The sequence below is a fragment of the Streptomyces ficellus genome, assembly GCF_009739905.1.
Taxonomy (GTDB): domain Bacteria; phylum Actinomycetota; class Actinomycetes; order Streptomycetales; family Streptomycetaceae; genus Streptomyces; species Streptomyces ficellus_A.
This window is the reverse complement of the sequence record NZ_CP034279.1, coordinates 651,110-676,431: the sequence shown is the minus strand read 5'-3', so window position 1 is coordinate 676,431 and position 25,322 is coordinate 651,110. Positions and strand designations below refer to the sequence as shown.

Annotated in this window: 18 protein-coding genes and 4 pseudogenes; 12 read left to right on the top strand and 10 right to left on the bottom strand. The window is 71.0% G+C overall.

Annotation, left to right across the window (positions count from 1 at the left end):
- The first annotated feature begins 666 nt into the window (after nt 1–666).
- A complete protein-coding gene (locus tag EIZ62_RS02945) occupies nt 667–1,527 on the top strand; it encodes a MerR family transcriptional regulator (protein ID WP_156691151.1) in 861 nt (286 codons plus the stop codon).
- Nucleotides 1,528–2,160: 633 nt separating this feature from the next.
- On the opposite strand, the gene EIZ62_RS02940 is transcribed toward EIZ62_RS02945, so the two are convergent.
- Nucleotides 2,161–2,910: an anti-sigma factor gene (locus EIZ62_RS02940; RefSeq protein ID WP_156691150.1), complete on the bottom strand. Its 750-nt coding sequence runs from the start codon at nt 2,908–2,910 to the stop codon at nt 2,161–2,163.
- Complete coding sequence (gene sigK / locus EIZ62_RS02935) at nt 2,907–3,500, bottom strand: ECF RNA polymerase sigma factor SigK (RefSeq protein WP_156696167.1); 594 nt, start codon at nt 3,498–3,500, stop codon at nt 2,907–2,909. Before sigK ends, EIZ62_RS02940 begins: the two co-directional genes overlap by 4 nt.
- Nucleotides 3,501–4,194: 694 nt before the next feature.
- Between sigK and EIZ62_RS02930 the strand changes: the two genes are divergently transcribed.
- From EIZ62_RS02930 to EIZ62_RS32300, 3 genes and pseudogenes are all read left to right on the top strand, one after another.
- Nucleotides 4,195–5,787: a molybdopterin-dependent oxidoreductase gene (locus EIZ62_RS02930; protein WP_156691149.1), complete on the top strand. Its 1,593-nt coding sequence runs from the start codon at nt 4,195–4,197 to the stop codon at nt 5,785–5,787.
- Nucleotides 5,788–5,887: 100 nt separating this feature from the next.
- Entirely contained in the window at nt 5,888–6,547 is a 660-nt protein-coding gene (locus tag EIZ62_RS02925) for a fasciclin domain-containing protein (RefSeq protein WP_156691148.1), read from the top strand.
- A 348-nt stretch (nt 6,548–6,895) separates the two neighbouring features.
- Nucleotides 6,896–7,219: pseudogene (locus tag EIZ62_RS32300) on the top strand (nitrate reductase); the annotation flags it as partial.
- 130 nt (nt 7,220–7,349) lie between these two features.
- Here the strand turns inward: EIZ62_RS32300 and EIZ62_RS02920 are convergent.
- The 3 genes and pseudogenes from EIZ62_RS02920 to EIZ62_RS02910 all read right to left on the bottom strand — a co-directional run.
- The gene (locus EIZ62_RS02920; protein WP_156691147.1) at nt 7,350–7,640 is read right to left on the bottom strand and encodes a phospholipase D-like domain-containing protein; all 291 of its coding nucleotides are present in this window, start codon (nt 7,638–7,640) and stop codon (nt 7,350–7,352) included.
- Nucleotides 7,630–8,748: a phospholipase D-like domain-containing protein gene (locus tag EIZ62_RS02915; RefSeq protein WP_156691146.1), complete on the bottom strand. Its 1,119-nt coding sequence runs from the start codon at nt 8,746–8,748 to the stop codon at nt 7,630–7,632. Before EIZ62_RS02915 ends, EIZ62_RS02920 begins: the two co-directional genes overlap by 11 nt.
- A gap of 432 nt (nt 8,749–9,180) precedes the next feature.
- Nucleotides 9,181–9,527 (bottom strand): annotated as a pseudogene (locus tag EIZ62_RS02910) (TetR-like C-terminal domain-containing protein); the annotation flags it as partial.
- Nucleotides 9,528–9,539: 12 nt separating this feature from the next.
- Between EIZ62_RS02910 and EIZ62_RS02905 the strand changes: the two are divergent.
- Nucleotides 9,540–10,051 (top strand): annotated as a pseudogene (locus EIZ62_RS02905) (CatB-related O-acetyltransferase); the annotation flags it as partial.
- A 189-nt stretch (nt 10,052–10,240) separates the two neighbouring features.
- On the opposite strand, the gene EIZ62_RS02900 reads toward EIZ62_RS02905, so the two are convergent.
- Together EIZ62_RS02900 and uppS are read right to left on the bottom strand one after the other, a co-directional pair.
- Nucleotides 10,241–11,716 carry an oxygenase MpaB family protein gene (locus tag EIZ62_RS02900; RefSeq protein WP_156691145.1) on the bottom strand — a complete coding sequence of 492 codons (1,476 nt, stop codon included), beginning with the start codon at nt 11,714–11,716 and terminating at the stop codon, nt 10,241–10,243.
- Entirely contained in the window at nt 11,713–12,417 is a 705-nt protein-coding gene (uppS, locus tag EIZ62_RS02895) for a polyprenyl diphosphate synthase (protein WP_280117765.1), read from the bottom strand. The genes EIZ62_RS02900 and uppS overlap by 4 nt, the downstream gene beginning before the upstream one ends.
- 591 nt (nt 12,418–13,008) lie before the next feature.
- Here uppS and EIZ62_RS02890 point away from each other — a divergent pair.
- Nucleotides 13,009–13,404 carry a MerR family transcriptional regulator gene (locus tag EIZ62_RS02890; RefSeq protein ID WP_156691143.1) on the top strand — a complete coding sequence of 132 codons (396 nt, stop codon included), beginning with the start codon at nt 13,009–13,011 and terminating at the stop codon, nt 13,402–13,404.
- A 107-nt stretch (nt 13,405–13,511) separates the two neighbouring features.
- A complete protein-coding gene (locus tag EIZ62_RS02885) occupies nt 13,512–14,435 on the top strand; it encodes an NADP-dependent oxidoreductase (RefSeq protein WP_156691142.1) in 924 nt (307 codons plus the stop codon).
- A gap of 212 nt (nt 14,436–14,647) precedes the next feature.
- Here the strand turns inward: EIZ62_RS02885 and EIZ62_RS02880 are convergent, their stop codons facing one another.
- The 3 genes and pseudogenes from EIZ62_RS02880 to EIZ62_RS02870 form a co-directional block, all read right to left on the bottom strand.
- Nucleotides 14,648–16,669, bottom strand: a complete 2,022-nt coding sequence (locus EIZ62_RS02880; protein ID WP_156691141.1) for a trypsin-like serine protease — start codon at nt 16,667–16,669, stop codon at nt 14,648–14,650.
- Nucleotides 16,670–17,279: 610 nt separating this feature from the next.
- Nucleotides 17,280–17,468, bottom strand: coding sequence for a hypothetical protein (locus EIZ62_RS02875; RefSeq protein WP_156691140.1), 189 nt, complete (start codon nt 17,466–17,468; stop codon nt 17,280–17,282).
- A 29-nt stretch (nt 17,469–17,497) separates the two neighbouring features.
- Nucleotides 17,498–17,751, bottom strand: a pseudogene (locus tag EIZ62_RS02870) (transposase); the annotation flags it as partial.
- A 550-nt stretch (nt 17,752–18,301) separates the two neighbouring features.
- On the opposite strand from EIZ62_RS02870, the gene EIZ62_RS32700 reads away from it, so the two are divergent.
- From EIZ62_RS32700 to EIZ62_RS02845, 5 genes are all read left to right on the top strand, one after another.
- Nucleotides 18,302–22,177: a polymorphic toxin-type HINT domain-containing protein gene (locus tag EIZ62_RS32700; RefSeq protein WP_280117727.1), complete on the top strand. Its 3,876-nt coding sequence runs from the start codon at nt 18,302–18,304 to the stop codon at nt 22,175–22,177.
- 2 nt (nt 22,178–22,179) lie between these two features.
- Nucleotides 22,180–22,602, top strand: a complete 423-nt coding sequence (locus tag EIZ62_RS02860) for a DUF4279 domain-containing protein (protein ID WP_156691138.1) — start codon at nt 22,180–22,182, stop codon at nt 22,600–22,602.
- A 136-nt stretch (nt 22,603–22,738) separates the two neighbouring features.
- The gene (locus EIZ62_RS02855; protein WP_156691137.1) at nt 22,739–22,966 is read left to right on the top strand and encodes a hypothetical protein; all 228 of its coding nucleotides are present in this window, start codon (nt 22,739–22,741) and stop codon (nt 22,964–22,966) included.
- 537 nt (nt 22,967–23,503) lie between these two features.
- Nucleotides 23,504–24,532, top strand: a complete 1,029-nt coding sequence (locus EIZ62_RS02850; RefSeq protein WP_208827742.1) for a FecCD family ABC transporter permease — start codon at nt 23,504–23,506, stop codon at nt 24,530–24,532.
- The gene (locus EIZ62_RS02845; RefSeq protein ID WP_156691135.1) at nt 24,532–25,317 is read left to right on the top strand and encodes an ABC transporter ATP-binding protein; all 786 of its coding nucleotides are present in this window, start codon (nt 24,532–24,534) and stop codon (nt 25,315–25,317) included. The genes EIZ62_RS02850 and EIZ62_RS02845 overlap by 1 nt, the downstream gene beginning before the upstream one ends.
- Nucleotides 25,318–25,322: the final 5 nt, after the last annotated feature.

Sequence of the window (25,322 nt, the reverse complement as noted above, 5' to 3'; positions counted from 1 at the left end):
TCGCGCTTCGGTGACCACGTGCCCGGTGCAGAACCGTCTCCTCGCCGACCCGCGCCGGGCCGGCTCGTGTTGCCCGGACGCAGTCGGCCGCCCGCCGCGGCAACTGGCCCGTCAGCCACGGGCCGCGTCCATGGCGAGGCCGAGGTCTTCCCCCGGGGCAGCGCCGCAGAGCGGACCTCTCCGCTGCCGGCCTGTCGGCCTGTCGGCCTGCCGGCTGCCGACCGGGCCGACCCCCGGGCCGGCCGGCAGCGCAAGGGCGCTGCGACAGGTGACCGTACTGCCTGACGAGGAGGCTTGAGCGGGTGGGCCGGGCGTCCTGGCGACCGGGGTGCGCGGCTGACCGGAGTTCACGAGCGGGCCGGCCCGCGCAGCTCGACGAGGTCGAGCGCACCAGGGACGGCAGTTGAGCGCGGCGGTCGAGCAGGTGAGGATCAGGATCGCCGGAGCGAACATGGTCTCCTCGGGCGCCTGGCACGGCCTCGGGCGGCCTCGCCGCCGTGCGGCAGGGGACGGACCGGTCACCGCCCGGCAGTTCGGCGAGACGCCGGCGGTGGACGTCAGCACGCGGGCCACACCGGAGCCGCCGCTGCGCGCAGGGGTTTTGCACGTGCCGTAGCGGCATGTGGTCCAGTGGGCGGCGAGCACGACATCGAGAGGTTCCCCCACATGCCCCTTCCCGCGATTCCCCGCCGGGTCAAGATCGGCGATGCCGCCGCGCTCGCCGGGACCACACCCCGCGCCATCCGCCACTACCACGCCATCGGGCTCCTCGCCGAACCGGAACGCGGCAGCGACGACCGCCGCCGCTACGGGTACGACGACATGATCCGCCTGCTGTGGATCCGCAGGATGGCCGATGCGGGCATCTCCCTGGACGACATCCGCGCCGCCTTCAGGAGCACCACCGGCATCGAGCAGTCCCTGGCCCGCCTGGAGGAGTCCCTCACCTCCAAGGCTGCCGCCATCGAGGCCCAGCGGGCCGCCGTGCACCGTCTCCGCGAGGCGGGCAGCCCCCTGGGCCTGCTCTCCCCGCTGGTCACCGGCCGTCTGCGCGATCTGCCGCCCGGAGCCCTGCGCTCCGCCGATCTCGACACCCTCCTGGTCACGGAGCGCATACTCGGCCCCCTGGGCGCCGCAGCCCAGGCCGACCGGTTCATCGTCCTGGCCACTCACCCCGATTTGCGGGCCGAGGAGGACCGGCTCGCCGAGGCCGAGGCGGCCCTGGACGACACCGTGTCCCCCGACGACCCCCGCATCGAGGACCTGGCGTCCCAGCGATGTGATCACGAAACCGCCCTGGCAGCCGCCATCGAGGGATCCGGTCTGGAAGAGGCGCTCGACGCCCTCCTGGACCGGGAGGACGAGCACAATGGCGAGGAGGAGGACGGGGCGAGGATGAGCGTGATGGAGGCCGTCGGCAAGATGCCGTACGACTTCTCCCCGGCTCGCGTCCGGTATGAGGAACGTGTCGTCGAACTGCTTCACTCGGCCGACCAGGACGGCGACGGCGACCCAGGGGCCCGTTGACGGGCGTCGGCGCCGAGGCCGCGGGCGATGCCGGGTGCGGGACGCAGTGGCACCCCCTGCGAACCCGTGCTGCCGTAGTGCGCCGGAGCTGCCCTCCGGAAGCACCGGTGGATCGTGCGCCCCCGTGCTCGCTACGAGGCGTCGGCCGCGAGAGGCCACCGGCGAGGGCGGGGATGCGGACCGCGGCGGTGAAGGCGCCGCGTTCCGGGCCGGAACCGAACGACGGAGAAGCAGACCTCGTCGTCGTACGTCAGGTGGCCCTGCCCTCGGTCGGCGTGGAGGAGTGCCAGGGTGGACGGCGAGACGGTGTTGCCCAGTTGGCGCACGTTGCCGGGGGCGCGCTCGGGCGCGGGCCGGTGTACCGGAGGTACTCCTCCACCAGCCGGGTTGGCCTGGTGCGTGTACAGACGGTGGACCTCGTCGTCGAGTTGTCTGGGGCGGCGGCGCGCGCCGGCCCCGCGCAGCCGGCGCCCAGTTGCAGGGGCGGTACGTGGTCCTCGATGCCCAGGAGTGGCATCAGCCGGAAGGCGTCCTGGTCGAGGAGGGTCTTCTGGTACGGATTTTCCGGGGTGCTGGCCGTGGAGTACCTCGGCCTTGGGGTACCTCGATCGCTGATCGGTGCGGAGCGCCTGCTCAGGCGGGAAGGGTCATCAGGAGCAGAGGGTCAGTGGTGGGCCTGGGGGAGCCTCCGGCGGGTTCGACGGTGAGGCCGACGGCGCCCGCGTCGGCGGGATTGCCGGTCAGGACCACGGTGCCGTCGCCGTGGATGAGCCCGGCAGGGCGCATGGTGCCGTCGTGGTCGAGCCACAGCTGGTAGGTCTTGCCTGTTCCCGGAGCGGGCAGGTTGGCGGCGGTGAAGACGGCCGCATTCTGCCGGTCGGAGGCGACGACGGTGGTCAGGGCTCCGTTGGCAGCCCGCCCGTGGACGGTGCCGGCGTCCGGAGCTGCCAGTACGGCGCTGACCGCGTCGAGCTGCCGCTGCGCCTGACGGGCCTGCTGTTCGAGGTCCTGTCCGTTCTGCGCCTGCCACACCGCGACTCCGCCCAGTACGGCCGCGGCCACACCGGCGGCCAAAGCCAGGGGCACGGCCCGTCGGCGCAGGATGCCGCCGAGTACGGGCGCCGCGCTGGGGGCGGGGATACGCGGGGGCAGCTGGCGTACGCCGTCGATGGCGGCCATGACCTCTGCCTTGGCTGCGGTGGGCGGCGGCTGGGCGGCCGCTGCTGCCAGGCGTGCCGTGGTCGCCCGGAACTCGGCGGCTTCCTGCCGGCATGCCTCGCACGCCAGGAGATGGGCGTCGAAGTCCTCGCGTTCGTCATCGTCGAGTGCGCCCAGTGCGTAGGCGGCGACCAGGGTATGGGCGTCGGTCCCGTGGTGTTTCACGTGGTCACCCCCATGCAGTCGCGGAGCCGGATGAGCCCGTCGCGCATGCGTGTCTTGATCGTGGGAAGCGGTGCGCGCAGGGCTTCGGCGACTTCACGGTAGGTCAGCCCTCGGTAGTAGGCCAGGGTCACCGCCTGCCGCTGCAGTTCGGTCAGTCCGCTGAGGCAGCGGCGCACTTGCTCGGACTCCAGGCGGGTCTCGACCTGTTCGCTGACCTCGTCGAAGGCGGTGGTGTGCTCGCGGGCGGCCTGGGCCTGTTCCCGGTCGGCAGCGGCCTGGGCGGAGCGGACCCGGTCCACGGCACGCCGGTGGGCGATCGTCGCCGCCCACGCCGTCACCGCGCCGGCCTCGGGCCGGTAGCGCGCCGCCTGCCGCCACAAGTCGATCATGACCTCCTGGGCGACCTCCTCGGACTGCGCCCGGTCGCGCACGACTTTGACCACGATGCCGAACACCAGCGGCGCGAGGGCGTCGTACAGGGCGGAGAAAGCCTGCTTGTCGCCGTGCGCCACCTTGTCCATGATCTCAGTGAGATCGATGGGGGCGGAGCGGCCGCTGTCGCCGACGCCGAAAGGAAGCGGCTGGTTCACCTGCGCCGCTCCGGCCGTGGTGAGAAGGCGCAGGGGCGGCCGGGGGCAGCCGTCGGGGGGCGGGGCATCCATCGCATGCCGGTCCTTGTCGTCACTCGATCGGGCCGCCCGGCGGCGGCCGGACACCGAAACCTGTAGGTGCGTCGTCCGTTCTTCGTAGCGGACGGGCGCGTGGATGGGTGGCGCTTCGCCATTCCGCGGGCCATCCCCTGACCAACCCGTCGAGGGAAACCGGGCGCGGCGGCCAAGCCGGGGGCGTACGGCGGCGAAGCCAGCGCGTGAGGAGAGCGAAGCGACGTTCTCCCGCTCCCCTTGTGGGCCGCGCGGGCTGCATGACCGAGGCACCCTCGTGGAGGTGCCGCAGCACCACATTGCCGCGCCGTATCACGCCGTGCCGCGGCCGGACGGGCCTGGCGGGCCTGGCGGGCCGTCTGTTCGCCCGAGGAGCGGGGCGGGCAGCGTAGCCGGACATCCGCTGGACGCGAAGGCGGTGTCCCTTCCCCGGCCACCGCACCCGGGGCCTGCGCGCTTGCCCAGTGGCGTCTCCCGCGCCGGTACCGGCCCGGGGTTCGCCCGGGACGCCGGTGCTCCGAACCGCACCGCGGCCTGCGCGTCCGCGAGGCGGTAATGGCAACACGGGAAAAGTATTCACCCTTTTGGAGGTGGGGCCAATCCGCCGGGCGCGGGCCGCCGAATGCCGGGTGTGAGCAGCTTCCGCAGCACCCTCTCCCGCGCCGCGCCGGGCGCGCCGACCGGACTCCTGGCTGCCTTCACGGCCCTGGCCGTGGCCGAGCTGGTCGCCGGGCTGGTGCGGCCCGCGGCCGGACCGGTGACGGTCGTCGGTGGCGCGGTGATCGACCGGACACCGGCCGCGGTGAAGGACTTCGCGATCCGCACGTTCGGAGAGAACGACAAGGCGGTCCTGCGACTGGGGATCCTCGCGATCCTCGCTCTCATCGCCGTCGCCCTGGGCGTCCTTGCCCTGTCGCACCGGCGGGTCGGCGCCGCGGGAGTGCTGCTGTTCGGGGGCGTCGGGTCCGCATCTGCCCTTGGCCGCCCCGATTCCACCGGCCTCGGTGACGCACTGCCCTCCCTCGTCGGAGCCGCTGCGGGCGCCGTCGCGCTGTACCTCCTGGCGTCCAAAGCCGTACCCTCCCCGGTCCCAGCCGGTGTGGACGGCGAGACCGGCGCCTACGGATGGAACAGGCGGGGCTTCCTCACCGCGGCAGGGGTGACCGCCGCGGCGGCGACCTCGGCCGGCGCGCTGGGACGGTTCCTCACCAGCCGGCGAGACCAAGGTGCTGTCGCCTCCCGCGAGGCCCTGGTCCTGCCCAGTCCTGCCTCTCCCGCCCCCGCCGCCCCGGAGGGCACCCGGCTCAAGGTCCCTGGCATCACCGCCTTCAGCACCCCCAGCCGCGACTTCTACCGCGTCGACACCGCCCTGACCGTCCCCAGGATCGACGCCGGCACCTGGCGGCTGCGCATCCACGGCAAGGAGGTCACCCGCCCGCGGACGTACACCCTCGACCAGCTGCTGGCCCGCCCGCTCATCGAACGCGACATCACCCTGACCTGCGTGTCGAACGAGGTCGGCGGCCCCTACGTCGGCAACGCCCGCTGGCTGGGCGTCCCCCTCGCCGAACTCCTCCGGGAAGCCGGCGTCACGCCTCCGTCCGGGGGAGGCAAGGCGGATCAGCTGGTGGCACGCTCCGTGGACGGGATGACGCTCGGGTCCCCGGTCGAGGACGTCATGGACGGCCGCGACGCGATGCTCGCGGTCGGCATGAACGGCCAACCGCTGCCGTTCGATCACGGCTTCCCCGTCCGCATGCTCGTCCCGGGCCTGTACGGCTACGTGTCGGCCTGCAAGTGGATCACCGACATCGAACTGACCACCTTCGACGCCTACGACCCGTACTGGGTCAAGCGCACGTGGGCCCGCAAGGCGCCGATCAAGACGCAGTCCCGCATCGACACCCCCAAGCCCTTCGCCCGCCCGGCCGCAGGCACCGTCATCGTCGCCGGCGTCGCCTGGGCCCAGCGGCGCGGCATCACCCGCGTCGAGATCCGCATGGACGACGGCCCCTGGCAGGACGCCGACCTCGCCGCCCAGGCCGGCGTCGACACCTGGCGCCAGTGGTCCCACCGCTGGAACGCCACCCCCGGCGGCCACACGATCACCGTCCGCGCCACGGACGGCACCGGACAGGTGCAGACCGAGCAGCGCGCCCGGACCGTCCCCGACGGCGCGAGCGGCTGGCACAGCGTCTTCGTCACCGCCACCTAGACCACCCGGGCGGGCCGGCAGGCCGCGCCCGGGACAGCACACAACCGACCCCGACCAAGCCGACACACCGTAGAGACAGCCCCTCAAGGAGCGAACCAGCATGAACAGCCTGAAGATCCGCCGAACCGCGATCGCCGTCGTCGCCGCCGCCGCGCTGCCCCTCTCCCTGGCCGCGTGCTCCGACTCCGGCAACGACACCAAGGCCGCCCCCGCCGCCCCCGCCGCGTCCGCCGGGGACGAGGCGACGAAGGATGCGAGCACCCCCTCCGAGGGGGCGATGGACGGCGACCAGCCCTTCGGCCCCGCCTGTGCCGGCGTGCCGAAGGAAGGCGCGGGCTCCTTCGACGGCATGGCGAAGGACCCGGTCGCCACCGCAGCGTCCAACAACCCGGCTCTGTCGACCCTGGTCACCGCCGTCAAGAAGGCCGGCCTGGTCGACACCCTCAACAACGCCCAGGACATCACGGTCTTCGCACCGACCAACGACGCCTTCGCGAAGATCCCGAAGGCCGACCTCGACAAGGTCCTCGCCGACAAGGCCACCCTCACCAAGATCCTCACCTACCACGTGGTCGGCCAGAGGCTCACCCCCCAGCAGCTGGAGAACGGCTCCTTCGAGACCCTGCAGAAGGGCACGGTCACCACCAAGGGCTCGGGCGAGGACTACACCGTCAACGACACCTCCAAGGTCGTCTGCGGCAACGTCAAGACCGCCAATGCCAACGTCTACATCGTCGACACCGTCCTCATGCCCAAGTAGCGCCCCCGCCTGCCGCGGCGCAGACGGCTGATGGTCCCGCTCCCTGACCGGCAGAAGGCGGGGCCATCGCCACGTCCGCGGTTGGCTCCGCAGTCCCGCGGGCCCGGCCCGCGCGCACCCACCGGCAGCCGGGTGCGGGCGGGGCAGGGGAGCTGTCGTGCCCCTCTGGTCGATGAGCAGGGCCAGGCCCGCCCTCCTTGCCGATCACCACAGTGGACGCCCTCCTCCAGCCGACCACGCACCGTTGCGAGCGGAGTGGGCGTAACGGCCGCTCCGTGAGCAACCTGTGGCCACGCGTACCGGTGATCCGCGGCGCACATGCGCCGCCGGTGTGCACGGGAGGCGGACGTGGAGGCTTCGGTGGACCGGATCGCGCAGCCGTGGGGCAGCCGTACTCCGTACGGTCGGCACGAACCATGGCCGGCGCGGGTGGACACCCACCTGGCGGAGGGCGTCGCCCCGAGCCGCGTGCAGCGGTGGGCACAGCTCGCGTCGACCTGCATTGGGCCGGGGACGCGATGGACGTCGCTGTTGTGGACGATCGCATGGCCGGGGTACGCGGCCGGGCGCAGGACCGCGTCAACCATGGCCGCCCTGGGGCCGAAGGACCATTTCGCCTGCCGGGCCACCGCCTCACCCGACCGGCACACCAGGCCGCTCACCCGCCGGGAAGATCCGTAGCCGGGCACCTGGGCAGGCCGGCCGCGAGGGCGGCTTGCCCAGGGTCCCTTGGACGTGCGCTGGCTTCAGGCTCGGCCTCACCCCCGGCTGTTACCTCGGACCCACCACGGGAGATGGCGTCCTAGGGTTGCGGTTGCGGTTGCGGCTGGGGCTGGGCGTCGGCCGCGGCGCGCTGGGCCCAGAAGTTGTACCGGTAGTTCGTGTACACCGAGGCCGTGTGCGACACGTTCCCGAGGGCGGAGTCGTCCCACTTAAGCAGCGCTTCGTCGTTGGTGGTCAGCGCCGACTTGGTGTAAGGATGGCTGCCGGTGAAGACGATCTTCTGGTCGATCTTGCCGTTGTAGGTCCCCTCGATGAGCAGGTACTTGCTGTGCGTGGACTTGAGGGTGTCCGAACGCTCCTCACTGTGCAACTGGTGGAGGGTGACACCGCTGTTCACGAGCTTGGACCGGACGTCGTCGCTGAGTGTGCGGTACACGACGTCCACGTAGCATCCCGCGTTTGTCCAGCGCCACGAGTGCGTCCGCAACCTCGGGTCGGGTGATTCCGTGAATCGCGACGCGGACCACGGTGTGTCGGCCCTCGGTACCAACCCCTGCGGAGTTGCCTCGGCAAGGAAGAGACTCTCCGGGGACAGGGTTGTCCACGGTCTTGAGGATGTTGACGATGACGTCCTCGGCCCGGGGGAAGAAGTACGCCTTGGCCCGGCCGGCCTGGGTGTCGAGCCGCACGTCGGACTCCACTTTGGAGCGGTCCGCCTGCGCGGCTGCCTGGAGATCGAAGTACTGCTTGTACGCGTCGTACAGCGCCTGGTTCCCGACCACCCTGAGCGCGTCGTTCCAGGCGTACTCGCCGTCCCAGCTCGTCATGTTCGCCGAGGTCTGCACGACCACGTTCTTCACCGGCTCGGTGCCGGTGCCGGTGGTCTCGGAGAACAGATAGAACTTGTTGTGGTTCACCCCTCCCCAGTCGTCGTCCGCTTTCGGGTCCTTCGCCAGGCACGCCTGCGAATCCACGTCCTTGTCCGCGGGGTTGCTGACGTCCCGGGGGGTGAAGGGGCACATGCGCAACCACGAGACGTTGTTCTTGCCCGTGGCTTTTGTGAGCTGGGCGGCGAGGTGCGTGAACACGCTCGCGCTCTCCCAGTACCTGCTGCTCTCACTATCCAGGATGAGCTGGACGTTCACCCCGCGGTGGTGGGCGTTGACCAGGCTGTCCCGCAGCTTGTTGGTCCCGTCCGGTTCGTTCCGCCCTCCCAGCACGTACGCGGAGATCTTGATGTCGGACCCGACCGTCGCGCCGTCGATGAGCTTGACCAGGTGATCGCGTATCGCGTACTGCCTCGCGGCACCGGCGGTGGGGTCGTTCCACACCACGCCGGTCTTCATCGTCGCCTCGGCCGTAGCGGCCCGGGGCGGCGGGCTGTCGTCAGCGAGCGCGGGCATGGGTGTGGTGACGTCGAGGAGCGCGAGTACCGCTGCTGTCGTGGTCGCCGTAAGGCCCAAGTTGATCTTCTGCACAGTGTGAAGACACCGCAACGCAGCCGATGGTTGCACGGCTGACCGACAGTGTGCGGAACAGGTCCTTGGCTCGGCCGGCGGTCGGCGGCGCGGTCCGAGGGCCACGTCGGCATGTAGGTGAAGAAGCCCGTCGGCGCAGGCGCGCGGCTGGTGCAGGAAGGCGCGCCGGTGGCCGCCGGGGCGGTTGGCCGCCGGCCCGACGGCGCGGCCCCGTGCGTCGCCTGCCACCAGTCGGTGCACTTCACCGCCTGTCGCTGCCGCACGCGCGGGACCGCCAACCGGAGCCACGTACACGTCGAAGTCGGCGACGGCCGGGTGCTGCACGCCGCACGGCTCGCTGACACGGGCCCCGACCGACGCAGGCGTGGCCGATCGACCGGCAGCGCCCCTGCGGGTCCGAGTGCGTTCACGTTCGCGTCGCTGCCGCTGCGATCACGCACTCCCCTCCCGGCGGACGGAGAAGGCGCCGGCGGCAGCCGCCAGGACCGCGGCTTCCGCTGCGCGTTCCGGGAGCCGGGGGTCCGGGGTGGCGCGCATGAGCACGACCTGGTGGTAGAGCGGCGCGGTGGCGGCGATCAGCAGGCTCGCGCATCGGTGGGGCCGGCGGGGAGTTCGCCGCGCCCGACGGCACGCTCGACGAGGATCTCGCACTGGGCGTACCGGTCCGCCCACAGCCGCGCCTGGGCCCGCCCAGCCTGTTCGGAGTGGAACGAGGCGGCCATCAGGACCACCGGGATCGACGGCTGTACGACCAGGGAGTCCTGAATCTCACGGTTGAGTTGGTCAGATCACCGGACGACTCGACCGCGTTCGAGACGCGCAACGTGCTCTACCACTACGGTCCCGAGCAGCTCGTCATCGGCAAGTACTGCGTGCTGGGGACATGAACGGCGCCAACCACCGTACTGACGGACCGTTCACCTTCCGGTTCCCCACCATGGGGAGCTCGTGGACGGAGCACTTCGACCTGATCACCGGCCTGCCGGGCCGGGGCGACACGATCGTCGGCAACGACGTGTGGTTCGGCCACGGCGCCACCGTCATGCCCGGTGTACGCATCGGTCACGGCGCGATCATCGCCGCCGGTTCCGTGGTCACGGGTGACGTTCCCGACTACGGCATCGTCGGCGGCAACCCCGCCCGGGTCATCCGTACGCGGTACGACGCCGCGGACGTCGCCCGGATTCTCGCCGTGGCGTGGTGGGACTGGTCCGTGCAGCACATCACCAGGAACGTACGCACGATCATGTCAGGGACCGTCGCCGACCTCGAGGACGACGCCGCGCGGATCGAGCGCCCCTGACCCACCTTCTCGCCACACCGCCCACCCCCACCCCGCCCCCCGCCAGCGCCCGTGCCAGAGGGACGACGCCGCTCCGTTCCACCGCCAGTGCCTCCAGATCGGAACGTATGCACGCGTCGATCGCCGACGTCCCCCGTGCACCCAACGCCGCGCCACTCCCCCGTGCAGGCCTGCTCCGAACGAAAGACCCTAGGCGTCGGCGAGGAGGGGGTCGTACGGGGTGCTCGTGCGGCGGCCCGACATGAACGAGACGAAGTCGCCCACGAACGCGCTCCGGCCGTAGGTGCCGTCGGTGACGGTCAGGTCGCGGTGGAAGGCGGTGCGGAAGAGGGTGCGGTACTCGTCCGCGTCGATGGACCCGCTGCCGTCCCTGTCGGTGGCGTCGAAGAGCACCTCGGCGACGCGGATGAGCGCGGGTCCGGCGAGGGAGGGGACGGCGGCGGCGTACTCGTCGGCGCTGACGCGGCCGTCGCCGTCCGTGTCGAGAGCGGCCTGGAGCTCGCGCCACCAGGCCGCGAAGGCGTCGTAGAGCCGGGTCTCCGCGGGTTCGTCCAGATCGAGGCGGGTGGAGAGTTCGCGGGCCATGGCGGCGAGGTCCGGCCAGTCGAGGAGGCCGTCGCCGGTCTGGTCCAGCACCTGGCGGAAGAACTCCTCCGCCGACCGCCCGCCCTTCTGCCGGCCCGCCGAAGGTGCGGCGGCGTGGCCGGAGTCGGAGTCGGGGTCGGCGCCGAGTGGTGAGAGGAGGCGGAGCAGGGCCGACGCCCGCTTCATGCGGTCGCGCAGGGCGGCCACGCTACGGGCCCGGGGGTCGTCGCTGTCGGGCGAGAGCGAGAGCAGTTCGATGATGCCCTCGGCGTTGATCCAGCCCGCGGGGAGGAAGCGGGCCAGCCCGGCGGCGAGGTAGGCGCCCTGCATGACGGTCGTCGCGCCGGGCATCTCCGGCAGCCCGGCCCGGCGCCGGTACGGCTCGGGAAGCGAGGCGACGGTGATCGCGCCGAGGAGCGGCCCGGCGACGGCCCGGCCGGCCGCCCACAGCGTCGGCGCGCCGTCGAGCAGCGCCGGCGCGGGCAGGTGGTCGAAGAGCCGGTAGAGGATGACGCGGGCCGCCTCGGTGTTCTCCAACTCGTCCTCGACGATCCGGTCGAAGTACCGCCAGAAGTGGTGGAGGTCGACGGGGAGTTCCCCGGCGTCGCCGTCGAGCGCGGCGAGGAACAGCCGGTACTCCGCGTACATCCGCTCCATCGTGTCCTGGTCGAGCGGCTGGCCGCTCAGCCGGCACATGGTGACGGCGCTCTCGAAGAGGGTGGCGACCACCCAGGCGCGGGCCGCGCGGTCCATGGCGTCGTACGCGCGGCCACGCGAGTCGGAGCCGCTCATGCGGGCGTGCAGCCGGTTGAGCCGGGCGGCCTCCCGTTCGCGTACCGCCGGATCGGCGCCGAACATGCGCCGCATGCTGAGGAAAGTGTTGCGCAGCCGTCGCCAGGGATGGGCGACAAAGGTCGAGTTGTCGACGAGGGCGGCGCCGATCTGCGGGTGGGCGGCTTCCAGCACCGTGGCGCGGATCATGGCCAGAGCCCAGCGCGGGTCGTCGAAGAAGGCGTGGAACTGCGATTCCGGGCCGAACAGGGGTGCCTCGTCGGCCGTTCCCGTGGTTCCGGTCGTCATGATGGGTCTCCGTCCGTCCGGGGCGCCACGCCGCCGAAGCGTCGGTCGCGGCGCCGGTAGGTGTGCAGGCAGGCGAGGAAGTCGGGGGCCCGGAAGTCCGGCCAGAGCACCTCGGGGAAGATCCACTCCGCGTAGGCGACCTGCCAGAGCATGAAGTTGGAGATGCGCTGCTCGCCGGAGGTGCGGATGACGAGGTCCACGTCGGGGGTGTCCGGGAACGGCAGGTGGTCCGCGAAGAGCCGCTCGGTCACTTCGTCGGCCGGCGTTCCGCTGCGGATCAGCGACCTCGCGGCTTCGACGATGTCCCGGCGTCCGCCGTGGTCGAAGGCGACGGTCAGCGTCATTCCCCGGTTGTGGGCGGTGAGCGTCGTCAGGTCGTCGAAGTCGCGGGCCAGTTCGCGGGGGATGCGCGGGTCGGCGACCCCGAGGAAGCGGCAGCGGATGCCCCGGGCGAGCAGCAGCGGCGCGTGCTTCCGCACGACCCGGCGGACCAGGCGCAGCAGGTAGTCGACCTCGGTGCCGGGGCGGCCCCAGTTCTCGGTCGAGAAGGCGTACAGGCTGAGCCACCCGACGCCGGCGGCCCGGGCCGCCTCGATGACGTCGATGATGGCGGCCTCGGCAGCCTGGTGCCCCGCCGTGCGCGGCAGCGAACGCCGCTGCGCCCAGCGGCCGTTGCCGTCCATCACGCACGCCACGTGCACCGGCGCCGCGCGCGGCCGCCCCTCGTCCCGCCGCTGCTCGCCGGGGCCTGCGCCCGACCGTTTCCGGCCCGGTTCGTCGCCTCGCCGCTGCCCCCCGGGCGCATCGCCGCGCTGCCACCCGCCCGGTCGGCCCTCCGCCGTCGCACGTGCGCGCGGGACGCCATGGTCCGTGGCGCCCGGCCCCGTCTCGTCCGGAGCGGCACGACCTGTCGTACCGCGCTCGGTCACGCCCACCCCGTCTCGCCGCCCCCGTCTCGCTCACGCCCTGCCGGCGCGTTGCCTTTCGGGAGTCTGACAGCGCCCAAGGGCCCTGACCGGCCGATACGGGGACCGTCACCCTTGGTTCGTACGTCCGAGTCGCTCAGGCCGACGTCGGGTGGCGTCATTCCGGTACCGGCGATCGACGGCCTCTTCCGACCGGGCTGAGTGCCTGTGGGTACCGCGCTGGTCACCGGTCACACCGCGTGCCGGGTACAACGGCGGCCCTGGACGCGGTTCAGGAAGGGGTGGTCTCGGGAGCACTTCGCGCAGTAGGTCGAGGCGCACCCGGACCACAGAACACCTGAAGCGCGCGGGCGTAGGCTCCCGAGGATGCGGATAGGCGAGTTGTCCAAGCGCACGGGCGTGAGTCCGCGCTCACTGCGGTACTACGAAGAGCAGGGCCTGCTGACCAGCTCACGCACCCACGCGGGGCAGCGTCACTATTCCGATGCTGCGGTCCAGCGCGTGTCCCTCATCCGGCAACTGTTCGACGCGGGAATGTCCAGCCGGGTGATCGTGACGGTGCTGCCGTGTGTGGACGTCCCGGGTGACCTGGGCGTCGCCGAGGAGACGTTCACGGCGCTGATGCGCGAGCGCGACCGGATCGACGCCGACATCGCGCACCTGATCGCGACCCGGGATGCACTCGACGTGCTGATCAAGGCCAACAGCCGGCACCGGGCGGAGCTGTCCACGCCCCCGGAGCCGGTGGCACGGTCGGCCTGATGCTGTGACCTGCGCCATAGTCGCTTGCCTCTTACATCGATGTCAGAGGTGAGGATGGCGACAACACTCGGAATCACCGGGTCGGTCACACAAGAGGCGGCGGAAAGATGGGGAAAGTATGGGGTTTCGGCAGGCATGGCGGGCCCGAGGTGCAGGAGTTCTTCGATCGCCCCGATCCTGACCCCGATCGCGGCGAGGTGCTGATACGGGTGGACGCCGCCGGCGTGAATCCCCTCGACCACCTTCTGCGCTCGGGCCTGGTCGACGGGCTCGACGGCGGGCGCCCGTTTCCCCGGGTGCTGGGCATGGAGGCGGCCGGAACGGTTCTCGCGCGGGGCGAGGACGTCGAGGGGCTCGAGGTGGGTGACGCGGTCTTCGGCTTCGCACTCACTGGTGGCGGCACCTACGCCGAGACGACGGTGCTGTCCGCGCCGAATACCGCGCGCATTCCGGAGGGTCTGTCCGCGACCGTGGCGGCGACGCTGCCGATGGCCGGGACGACCGCGGTGGACGTGCTCGACCAGCTCGGCCTCCCGGCCGGTGCCGCGGTTCTGGTCAACGGCGTGGGGGGCGGGGTCGGCCTCGCCGTCGCCCGGCTGGCCATCGGGCGCGAGCTGCGTGTGATCGGCACCGGGAGTACCGCCAAACGCGAGCACGCGGAGGCCATCGGGGTGCGGTTCATCGATTACCGGGCCGGGGACGTCGTCTCCGCGGCACGCGAGCTGGTTCCGGACGGCTTCGACGGGATCGTCGACCTGGTCGGAGGCGCCTCGCTGCGGACGGTCGCTCCGCTGGCCCAGGATCCTCGCAACGTCATCGCTGTGGGTGATATGTCCGTGCCCGATCTCGGTGGGCGGTTCGTCGAGCGTCGCGTCGACCGCGAGAACCTGGAGCGGTCGGCCCGGCTGGCCCTCGACGGACTCCTCGCACCCGTGATCACCGCGGTCCACCCGCTCTCCGACGCCCCGGGCGCCCTCGCCACCGTCGAGAACGGTCACACCTCGGGCAAGGTTGTCATCACGGTGGCGTGACGAGAACCCGTGGTCAGCGCATCATCAACTGCGTACGCTCACGGCTCTGGCGAGATTTTCCCGACGAGCAAGCCCGGGAGGAGAGTGGCGTCGCGGTTGTCGAGCATGCCGGCGAACCGGCGAACCGGGTCAACCTCCGCGCCGGTGTGCTGCGGGAGAACCCCTGCGGAAGGGTGGCCGGTCGGGGCGCCTTTCCGCAGGGGTGTCCGGGGCTAGAGGGTTCCGGTGACAGCAGTGGCGGCGAGGGTGCCGGCAACGCCCTGGGGGGTGATCTGGGTGGTCGGGTTCCAGGTGCGGTCGGCACGGCGGACGGTGTGCAGGAGCTTGCCGGTGGAGGTGGTCGCGGTGAGCTGGAGCTGTCCGTCGACGCCGGCCGCTCCGACGGACTTGACGATGACGGTGCCCAGGATGGACTTCAGCTCGGCGAAGGGCTCCCAGTGGCCGGTAGCGGTGCGCAGGGCGTGGTATTGGCGGGTGCCGCCGTCGGTCGCGACCACGATGTGGGCCTCGGCCCCGATGCCGGCCATGGCGATGGAGCTGATGGCACCGGTCGCTCCGGCCACCTGCGAGATGTCGCCCCAGCCGTTCCAGTGGCCGGAGGCCGTGCGAATGGTGTGGAATGCCTTGCCGTTGGAGACGGCGGAAACCTGGAGCTGACCGCCGACACTGGCTGTGGCCAGGGAGGTCACGGCGCCGATCGGCCCGGTGACCGTGGAGATGTCGCCGAAGGGGCTCCAGTGCCCGGAGGCGTTGCGCAGGGTGTGGAAGACCTTGCCGTTTGCCAGCGCCAAGACGTGCAGGTCGTTGCCCACGGAAACAGCGGATACCTGGGTGAGGCTGCCGAGGACTCCGGCTACCTCGCCGATGTCGCCGAACTGCGTCCAGGTGCCGTCGATCCGGCGGATGGTGTGGTGTAGGCGGCCGTCGGTGCCCACAGCCACGACGTGGGTGCTGGAGCCGATGCCGGCGGCCGTGGCGGTGCGGATGCCTCCGATGTCACCGGCAGCGGACTGGACGTCGGTGAAGCCGGTCCAGGAACCGTCGGCCAAACGGAGGCCCTGGTAGAGGTTCGCACCGCTTTGCAGGAGGGTGGAGGTCTTCCCGCTGCGGGTTTGCAGCATCCACGTGGACAGGTCGTCGACGCGGACGGCGGAGGCACCGGTCCGGGTCTCGGTGCCGCCCTGGCAGTTGCCGTTGAAGGCCCGGCTGACGATGCCGACGAGCTCGAACTCGCGTACAGCAACCTGGCGGACGGCGGGAGCACCGGCGTCACCCTGGCACACGCTCGCCGCCGCCGGGTCCTGCGGGGCCAGGTCGAAGCCGGTGGACGCCACAGTGCCGGTGGTGAACGCGCCGTCATGGCGCTCGGCGGGCACCCACTCGGTTTCGGTGCGACCGAAGGCCGCGACGGTGAGCTTCTGACCGGCGGCGGGCCCGGCGGCGGATGCCACCGCGGGCGGGATCGTCGACGGTGCGGCCAGACGCCCCATCACCAGGTCGCGGTCCGGGTGCGGTACGAGTTCGACGATCTCACTGGTGTGACCGCCCATCAGGCCGAGGTGCCGCCGGCCCAGGACCACGGTGGTCTTCTCCTTCGGCGCACCCGCGGCCACCGTGTTGCTCTCGGCGGGCTTGTCCGCGAAACAGCTCTTGGCGGAGAGCACCCACTGGGGGTCGACCAGGGTGGCCGTGCAGTGCTTGACGTCACCGATGTCCAGGCGGCCGGTGAAGGAGAGTCCGGTGATGTCCCCCGAGGCACCGGGAGTGGTCGGGGTGGCCCCGGTGACCCGCATTTCCAGCAGGACCGCCTGCTTCGGGTCGCTGAGGTCGGCCTCTCCAAAGCCCTTGGAAGTGTTCCGGGCGATGGTGAGGTCCTCGGTGGTATTGGCGATGGATACGCCTGCCCTGACATCACGGCCGACGGTCTCGATGCGGTAGGCCCGCGGAATGTTGACCTTCAGGTAGCCGGTCTTGTCGGCCGCGAAGCAGATCCTGGACTCGTTGGTCTTCAGCTTCACCGCCCACACTTTGATTTGGTAGGGGCCGGCGCAAGAGGTGAAAGTGATGTTCCCGTCGCCGGCGATCAGGTCGGCGCCGGTCAGTCCGAGTACGTCGGCGCGGTTGGGGTAGGTCCCGTCCTCGACGGCGTACGGCGCTTCCGGCGGGGTTTCACCGGCCGCGGTGGCCGTAGTGGTGGGCATTCCCAGGGTGACGGCGAGCGCCGCCATCGTCATGGGCAACCATCTGCGTATGCGCACTGTTGTGTTCACTTTCCAAGACGAACCCGCCCGCCTGCGCGGAGGGTTCAACGATGTGGTGGAGGCCGCGCTGTGGAGGCGGGCCGGTCATGATCGCCTGGGGGCCGCCGCACAATATAGCCACAGGTTCACCCTTCCGCCCGTGTGGGGCGAGACACGTGAACCGTGTTCTACGGGGTGAAGTCGTCGTTGATGTCGGTAGGGGCCGCGGTACTTGGAGTTGGATTGTTCCGGACCGGATGTAGAAGATCACGGAGCCGCTGATCAAGCCGCCGAAGGTGCGGCCGCGGGGCGGCGGGATGCGAGACATGCCTGATGACGAACGCCAACCCCAGCGACCACCTGACCTTTCTGCGTCTCGTCGCCGCCATCTGCTGCTAGTTGCGACCTTGCATGACGGTCCGTCGGTTTCTCCGGCGGGCCGTTTCGGTTGTTCGGGTCGGTGGCGGTCGGGTTGATGGCCCGGCTGTCGCATCGGGTGGACGCCGGGTTCCACTGCTCAGGTTGTGGTGGTGTCGCTCGCAGGGGCAGGCATGTGCTGGTCAGCCGGGTGAGGACTTCGAGTCGTGCCGGGACGTCGGTGTGATCAGGTGGGGCCAGTGGCGTGCGAACCGCGGGTGCGCTGGCGGTGCCGCCGTTCGAGTTCGGCGATCAGGATGCCGGTGGTGTTGGTGGCGAACGCTGTGAGCCGCGGGCCGCGGGTGCCGATGTGGGTGTCGGTAAAGCGCAACCGGGGGCCGAGTTGGGAGCGTTCCTTGCAAATGATCAGTCGCATTCCCCTCGGCCAGTCCTTGAGGCAGTCGCGAACACGGCCGGCGCGGCCCTCAGCTCCCGACATCCGCGAGGCAGTCACGGCCCGGGGCGGCCGCGAGGGCCAAATCCAGCAGGATCTTTCCCGAATCGCGTACCGCCCGCGGACGTCGCCACGGCATCAGCGCCGTTGCTGCCGCCCGGTCGAGTGCGGCCTTGCGGGCGGACTCGACCAGCAGCGCGGCCCCGGGCTGAGACACCACCCCGTGACCACTGCCCTTGATGCGGACACGCGGGTAGGACCCGATACGCTTCTTCGCCTGGGAAGTGCCTCCGGAAGTGGCGGGAACAAGGACCTCGACAACCCTTGTTCTTGCTGGCCATAGGCACCTTTGCATTACCTGATTACTCGTCAGGCGGCCGCTGCGCGAGGGCGCGACGTTGGAAGCGACTCGTCCGCTTCACCACATAGGACACGGTCTGATCTCTCAGCTATATTCGTGGCCGTGGCTGGCGCCGGCTTGGAAGGCAACGCCCTGCCGGCCGCCTCGCGCAACGATCGCGCACCACCATCCGCACCACCACATTCACCGCAGAGCCGACGCACGTCTCCGTACGCGATGGGCTCCTGACCGCCTTCGGCCTGGGGAAGCCGAACACAGAAGGCGGCAGGGCCCGTGCGGTCCGCACCGTCGGGAAGCGGTTCGGCTCGCGCACCGCCCTTGCGGGGCGTAACCGGTCTCCGGCGACCAGCAGAAGGAACAGATTTCAGTGTGTCAGATTGCAGGCACTGGGCCCCGGGGGAGGGGATTCCAGTTGGCCGGCAGGTCCGCCCGAGGACTCCTGCCTCTGGCTCTCGTGGCCACTCTCGTCTCCGCGGCACCGGTCGGCGCCGCCGATCCGCCGGCATCACCCCTGTCCGACCGGGCCAAGGTCCTCCAGTCCTGGAAGACCGAGGGCCCGGCCGTCCGGGCGGCCGCCCAGACCGCGCTTATCGGAACGGACGCGCAGGTCCGCGCCTTCCTCACCGATGGCGAGAAGACCGCCCAGGAACTCGACCTGCGCGAAGCGGCCCTCACTCTCGTCACCGATGCCGGACCGGAGGTCAGCGCGGCCGCAGCCGAGGCACTCGAGGGCACCTCGGACCAGTTGGCCGCGTTCATGAAGGACGGCTGGAAGCAGCCGCTGGAGGATGACCAGCGGGTCGCCGCCGCCCGCGCCACCGAAGCCGGAGGGGTCGTCGTCCGCGAGGCCGGCGACGCGGCCATGAACGGCGGTATTGAGGACATTCGTGCCTTCCTCAACGAGGGCCAGTACAAGAGGCGCGACGAGGACGCCCGGCTGCGTGTCGCCCAGATCGAGATGACGGGCGGACCGGCCACCAAGCGCGCCGCGGCAGCCGCACTCAACGCCGGCATCACCGAAGTCCGGGACTTCCTGGCCTACGGGCAGTACATCACCCGCGCCCAGGACCAGGAACATGCCAGCATCAGCGACCTGGCCAAGCAGACCGCCGACGCCGCGGCCGCCGCCGACAAGGCCCGCGCCAGTGCCGAGGAGCAGGCCAAGAAGGCCGAAACCGCAGCGGTACTGGCGAAGAAGGAAGCCGCCAAGGCGGCCGCCGAGACCCTCGCCGCGAAGAACGACGCGGACCTGGCCGAGGACGCCGCCCGCCGGGCCGCCGAGTCCGCCCGCCGGGCCGCCGCCGCGGCGAAGGCCGCGATCTCCGCCGCCCAAGCGGCCAACGCCGCCGCCCAGACTGCGATCGCCGCCGCCTCCAACGCGGCCACCGCTGCCCAGCGGGCCTCCAAGGCTGCGAGCGACGCATGGTCGGCCGCGGCCTCCGGCAAGGTCAACGAGAAGGCGGCCGCCGACGCCCTGAAGGCGGCGACGGAAGCCGAGAAGATCGCCAACAGCCTCACCGCGATGATCAAGACGGCCAGCGCCGCGCGGAAGTCCCTGACCGCCGCCCTAGACGCCATCGAGGACATGAAGGCGGCCGCCGGAAGCGCGAACGAAGCGGCTCGCTACCGGAATCAGGCCGGCGCCGACGCCTCAGGGGCCAAGTCGGCCGCAGCCGCCGCCGAACGGCATGCCGCGGAAGCCGGGCGCGCCTCCCAGGAGGCCCAGCGTCACGCCGACAACGCCATCACCGCGGCCACCCAGGCCCGCGACGCGGCCCTCTCCTCCGCCGCCCACGCGCGCAAGGCGGCCGACGCGGCCCGCAAGGCCAATCAGCACGCCGGTGACGCCCAGGCCGCGGCCGAGGCCGCGAAGGTCAACGCGGGTGAGGCGCTGAAGGCCGCCCAGGCGGCCAGCGCCGCCGTCACCAAGGCCCAGGAGATCCAGACCACCACCCGCAAGGGCGAAGCCGAAGAGATCGCCACCCGCACGGCCCTGATGGTCAACGAGGCGCGCGACGCCCAGGAGATCACCAACACCGCCAAGAAAAGGATCACCAAGTTCGGGCAGGACGCCCTCAAGCTCCAGGCCGACTTCGACACCCTCGCAGCCCAGGCCGCCAAGCCGGACGCGACCCCCGCGAAGATCGCCGCCAACGGTCGCGCCATGGCCATGACGGCTCTCCAGATTCGCGGCCCCTGGAGCCGGGCCGCCGCCGAAGTCGCCCTCACTGGCGACGACGCGGCAGTTGTCGCCTACGCCCGTACCGGCTGGAAGCAGGCCGGTGAGGAGGACGAACGCGAAGCCGTCAACCTCCTGGCCACTCAATCACCCCACGAGGACGTCCGCACCGCCGCGACCACCGCCCTGACCGGCACCCCCGCCCAGGTCCACGCCTTCCTCACCGCGGGTCAGTACCAGGCGGCTGCCGAAGCCAACCGCGTCGAGGTCGCCCGGATCGCCGAAGCCGGCGCCGCCGTCGTCAAGGAAGAGGCAAAGGCCGCACTTGACTCCCCCGACCCCAAGGCCCTTGACACCTTCCTCACCAAGGGCCAGCACCAGGCCCGCATCGAGGACTATCGCATCCAGGCCTCCGGTTTCGCAGAAGACGGCACCCCCGAGGTCAAGGCTGCCGCCGAAGCCGCCCTCGCCAGCCCCGACAGCACCCTGACCACCTTCATCACCTCCGGCCGCCACAAGGCCATGCGCCGCGACCAGCTCAACGCTGCGCACATCGAACAGATCCAGTCCATCCTCGCCACCGCGGCCCAGACCGCCGCCCTCGCCCACAAGTCCGCCTACGACGCCGCGGCCGCAGCCGAACGGGCCCAAGGCCACTCCGACGCCGCCACCGGCCACGCCGACACCGCCACCGAATACGCCAACCAGGCCGCCGGCCACGCCACCCGCGCCCAGCAGGCCGCTGACCGCGCCAGTGCCTCCGCCAAGTCCGCCGCCGCCTCGGCCGCCACCGCTCGCAAGGCCGCGTCCCAGGCCACCGTCAGCGCCCGCCGGGCCCGCGACGCGGCCATCTCCGCCGAGGCCAGTTACGGCGCCGCCCAGGGCTACGCCGCCAGCGCCTTCCAGGCAGCCGAAGAAGCCCGCCAGTCCTCCGTCAACGCCGGCCAGAGCGCCACGGAGGCCTACGGCAAGTACCGCGCGACCGTCGTCCGCTATCAGACCGAGCGCTACACCGCCGAACAGCAGGCCCTCCTTGAGGGCCGGGCGGCCGACTACGACGCGCAGATGCGGCAAGAGGCGGAACAGGACGCGAACTCCGGCCTCAATCCCGTGATCCTCGCGCTGATCACCGGCCGCATACCTCCAGGCATGAGCGTCAAGGACGCCATCCACCTCAGCCTCGACCTCATCGGACTCTTCCCCGTGGTCGGAGAACCGGCCGACGCCGTCAACTGCATCGCCTATGCAGTCGAAGCCAACCTGGCCAAATACGGTATCGGCAGCAAGGACGCCGCGAAGGACGCTGCCCTCTCCTGCGCGGCGATGCTCCCGTTCGCCGGCTGGGCCGCTGCCGCCGCCAAGGGTGTGGGCTGGGCCAAGAAATTCGGGGTGGACACGGAGAAGGTCTTCGAGGCGATCGGGAACTTCTTCAAGAAGAAGAATCCCTGCAACCCCAAGAACAGCTTTCCCGCCGGGACGATGGTCCTCATGGGCGACGGATCGACCCAGCCGATCGAACGGATCGCGATCGGTGACTCCGTTCTCGCCTCGGACCCGGTCACGGGGGAGTCCGGTGCCCGCAGAGTCGACGCCACCATCTTCACCCCTGACGACCTCGCTTTCACCGAGATCAGCCTGCCTTCGGCAAGCGGCGGCGGCTCCCTGACCAGCACGTCCAACCACCCCTTCTGGTCGGTAAACGCCAGGGCCTGGACATCAGCCGGCGATTTGAAGGAGGGAGACACTCTCCGAGGCTCCGACGGCCGCTCGGTGAAGATCGGGAAGGTCCGGCACTGGGAGGAGCTGCGCTCCGCCTACAATCTGACCGTGCGGGGCCTGCACACCTATTACGTGCTGGCAGGGGCCCAGCCGCTCCTGGTCCACAACTCCGGTGGTGAGTCGGGGCCTGCGTTCGAAACCAGCCCCGGGAAGCTGCGCAAGCTGGGCGACGGTGAGCTTTCGAAGATGGTTGGGGATGCGCACGAATTCAAGGAGGAAGTGCTTCGTGAGGCCAAGGTCCGGGACAAGGTCATCGCCCACTACGACATCTACCTCGACAAGAAGACCGGATACTTGTTCCTGATGCCCAAGGACCAGAAGAGTTACATTCCCACGCTCTTGCACAAGAGCGGCGAATACTGGAAGTGCTGACAATGGAGCGCAAGCGTTCGGCGATCCTCCGCATCGAGTCCACCGAGATCTCGATCGAGGAGATGTCGGAGATCACCGGTCGGCAGCCGGACACGTCCCGGCGCAAGGGCAGTTCCACCCGCAACCCCCAGCGCCCCCTCAGAACCAACGTCTGGGAACTGAGGGAGGACGTCGGCCAAGACGAGTATCTCGGACTCGCCCTTGAGCGGCTCTGGCCGAGGATCCTCCCGGCGGAAGCAGGCATGGCACAGCTGGCCCGGAGGGGGTGCATCCTGAGGCTCGCTCTCGTCCAGTGGATCTCCGATGCGGACCCGCACGAACCCGGCTTCGGGATCGGTCCGAGAGAACTGGGATTCCTCGCCTCGATCGGTGCCCTGCTCGACGTCGACCAGTACGCCGCGTCGGGATCCACCCGCGACCTCTGACCGGCCATCACTCCCCTCCGCGGGCGAGGCCCCATAAGGCCTCGCCCGCATCACGACGTGCGAGAGCGAAGGCGCACGGTGCTCTCCGAGCGGCAGCCGTGCACGGCAGCGCGGTAGGGCTCCTGGCGGACCTCGCGTGCATCAGGTTCCGGCCGAAGCCCCGCGCGGGGAAGCGCTCGCCGTGCCCGTCGGTGCCCGCGCCGTGCACTGGCCCGACCTTGTCGTGGTGCTGCCCGGCGGCCGCCTCGCCGCATTCGAGGTCGAGTTCCCGGCCGAGCCCGCGGTCGCTCTCCGCACGATCCTGCAGCCACTGCAGCCACTGCAGCCACCCGGCTCCGAGGTGGACGCGCAGCTCAACCGGTAAATCCTGAGCCGCCCCCACGCCACAGCTGCCAGCAGCCCCGGCTGCCGGCAGCCCGGGGCGGCTCCCTCTTGTGCAACCTGGCTCAGATCCTCCGAATCACTCCGGATCAGTGCTTTGATCCCTTCGCCTGGAGGCTCAGGCCACGCGAATTCCACCCCATGAGCGGGGCGAGGCCAGGAACCGTACCGCTCGGTGCCTGGCGGCGCGTCAACAGGAGCGCGCTAAGCTGCAACCGCCCCGCGGGGGAAGTCCGGTCGAAGTCCGGCGCTGACCCGCAACGGTAGGCGGCGTGACGCACCTGTACGCAGGTCCGTCACCCGTGAGCCCGATTACCCGCGGCGGTGAAGGCTCCTGACAACTCGCCGTGGACTGCGAGAGGGCGCTGCGCCGGTCGCACCGTGTCGCGGACTGCTCCCTGGCGCTCGCACGGCCCGAGGCGAAGGCGAACCGCCCGTGGCCACATCCGTCGAGCACGGCAGCACTGCCGCGCCGCCGCACACTACCCGAACGAGCCGCGGCCCGGCGCCGCCCACACGCGTGCCGCTGCCACCTCTCCTCGCCGCCCTGTGCGCCGTGCTGGTGCTCTCCCTCGTCTGCGGGGCGGGCATCGGAGCCTCCGGACTCTCCTGGGGCGAGGTGCTGCGCTACCTCTGGTCCGGGCTGACCGGCGGAGCGATATCCCCCACCGAGGTGCCCGCCTACACCATCGTCTGGGAACTGCGCTTCCCGCGCGCCCTGCTGGCCGCGGTCGTCGGCGCGGGGCTCTCGGCCATCGGCGTCGCCGTGCAGGCCATGGTCCGCAACGCGCTCGCCGACCCGTTCGTTCTCGGCATCTCCTCGGGCGCTGGCGTCGGAGCCAACGCCGTCCTCCTCTTCGGCGCGCTGGGCGGGCTCGGTATGTGGGCGCTGTCCACCGCGGCGTTCCTGTCCGCGCTGCTCGCCATGATGCTGGTGTACGCGATCGCCCGCACCGCTCGCGGGCTGTCCCCGATGCGGCTGGTCCTCACGGGCAGTGCGATGTACTACGGCTTCTCGGCCGTCACCACGTTCATGGTGTTCGCGGCCGAGCACGGTGAGGCGGCCCGCTCCGCGATGATGTGGCTGCTCGGCAGCCTCGGCGGAGCCAACTGGGCCTCTCTGCCCATCGCCGCGGGTGCCGTTCTCGCCGGCCTCGTCCACCTCACGCTGTCGGCGCGCCGGCTGAACGCGCTCGCCATGGGCGACGAGACGGCTGCCGCGCTCGGCGTGGACGCGGGGCGGCTGCGCAAGGAACTCTTCGTGGTCTCGGCGGCCGTCACCGGCGCCGTGGTCGCCGTCAGCGGCGCGATCGGCTTCGTGGGGCTGATCGTTCCGCACGGCGTCCGCATGCTGGTCGGCGCCGACCACCGCCGCGTGCTGGCCGTCGCACCGCTCGTCGGCGCGATCCTGATGATCTGGGTGGACGTCCTCTCGCGTGTCGTGATGGCACCGACCGAACTTCCCGTGGGCGTACTGACCGCGGTGATCGGCGTGCCGTGCTTCGTCCTGCTGATGCGACGCCGCTCGTACACCTTCGGAGGCGCGTGATGCGCATCGACATCGATGACCTGAACGTCGAGATCGCGGGCGCGCGTCTGGTGGAGGACGTCACCCTGCGCGTGGCTGACGGACAGCTCGTCGGACTGGTCGGCCCCAACGGCAGCGGCAAGTCCAGCCTGCTGCGCTGCGTCTACCGGGCCCTGCGCCCCGCCGCCGGGACGGTCCGGGTCGACGGGGACGACCTGCACGCGATGAGCGCGCGCGAAGGCGCACGTCGCCTGGCCGCGCTTCCCCAGGAATCCGTCGCCGAGTTCGACTTCACGGTCACCGAAGTCGTCGCGATGGGAAGGCTGCCACACCAGGGCGCGGCAGCCCGAACCACCGTCGAGGACCGGCAGACCTGCGCGTCCGCACTGGCGCGGGTGGGCGCCGGTCACCTCGCGGACCGCGGATTCCTCACGCTTTCGGGCGGGGAGAAGCAGCGGGTCCTGATCGCTCGCGCGCTGGCCCAGCAGCCGCGCGTCCTCGTACTCGACGAGCCCACCAACCACCTCGACATCGCACAGCAGCTGGACGTGCTCTCCCTGGTGCGGGGCAGCCGGCTCACCGTGCTCACCGCACTCCACGACCTCAACCTCGCCGCCGTGCATTGTGACCTGCTGTACGTCATCGAGCACGGCCGGATCGTCGCCTCAGGCACTCCGTACGACGTTCTGACGCCCGAGTTGCTCGCCGAGGTCTTCGGCGTACGGGCGCACCGCGTGCCGCACCCCGAGACCGGGGCCCTGCAACTGCTCTTCGACCGACTCGCACCCGCTCAGCCCGCCTCATAAGGAGC

Excerpts from the sequence above, each read along its gene's own strand:
- EIZ62_RS02945 (WP_156691151.1), top strand. The coding sequence starts at position 667 with ATGCCCCTTCCCGCGATTCCCCGCCGGGTCAAGATCGGCGATGCCGCC.
- EIZ62_RS02930 (WP_156691149.1), top strand. The coding sequence starts at position 4,195 with ATGCCGGGTGTGAGCAGCTTCCGCAGCACCCTCTCCCGCGCCGCGCCG.
- EIZ62_RS02925 (WP_156691148.1), top strand. The coding sequence starts at position 5,888 with ATGAACAGCCTGAAGATCCGCCGAACCGCGATCGCCGTCGTCGCCGCC.
- EIZ62_RS02900 (WP_156691145.1), bottom strand. The coding sequence starts at position 11,716 with ATGACGACCGGAACCACGGGAACGGCCGACGAGGCACCCCTGTTCGGC.
- EIZ62_RS02890 (WP_156691143.1), top strand. The coding sequence starts at position 13,009 with ATGCGGATAGGCGAGTTGTCCAAGCGCACGGGCGTGAGTCCGCGCTCA.
- EIZ62_RS02885 (WP_156691142.1), top strand. The coding sequence starts at position 13,512 with ATGGGGAAAGTATGGGGTTTCGGCAGGCATGGCGGGCCCGAGGTGCAG.
- EIZ62_RS02880 (WP_156691141.1), bottom strand. The coding sequence starts at position 16,669 with ATGACGATGGCGGCGCTCGCCGTCACCCTGGGAATGCCCACCACTACG.
- EIZ62_RS02875 (WP_156691140.1), bottom strand. The coding sequence starts at position 17,468 with ATGCGACTGATCATTTGCAAGGAACGCTCCCAACTCGGCCCCCGGTTG.
- EIZ62_RS02860 (WP_156691138.1), top strand. The coding sequence starts at position 22,180 with ATGGAGCGCAAGCGTTCGGCGATCCTCCGCATCGAGTCCACCGAGATC.
- EIZ62_RS02845 (WP_156691135.1), top strand. The coding sequence starts at position 24,532 with ATGCGCATCGACATCGATGACCTGAACGTCGAGATCGCGGGCGCGCGT.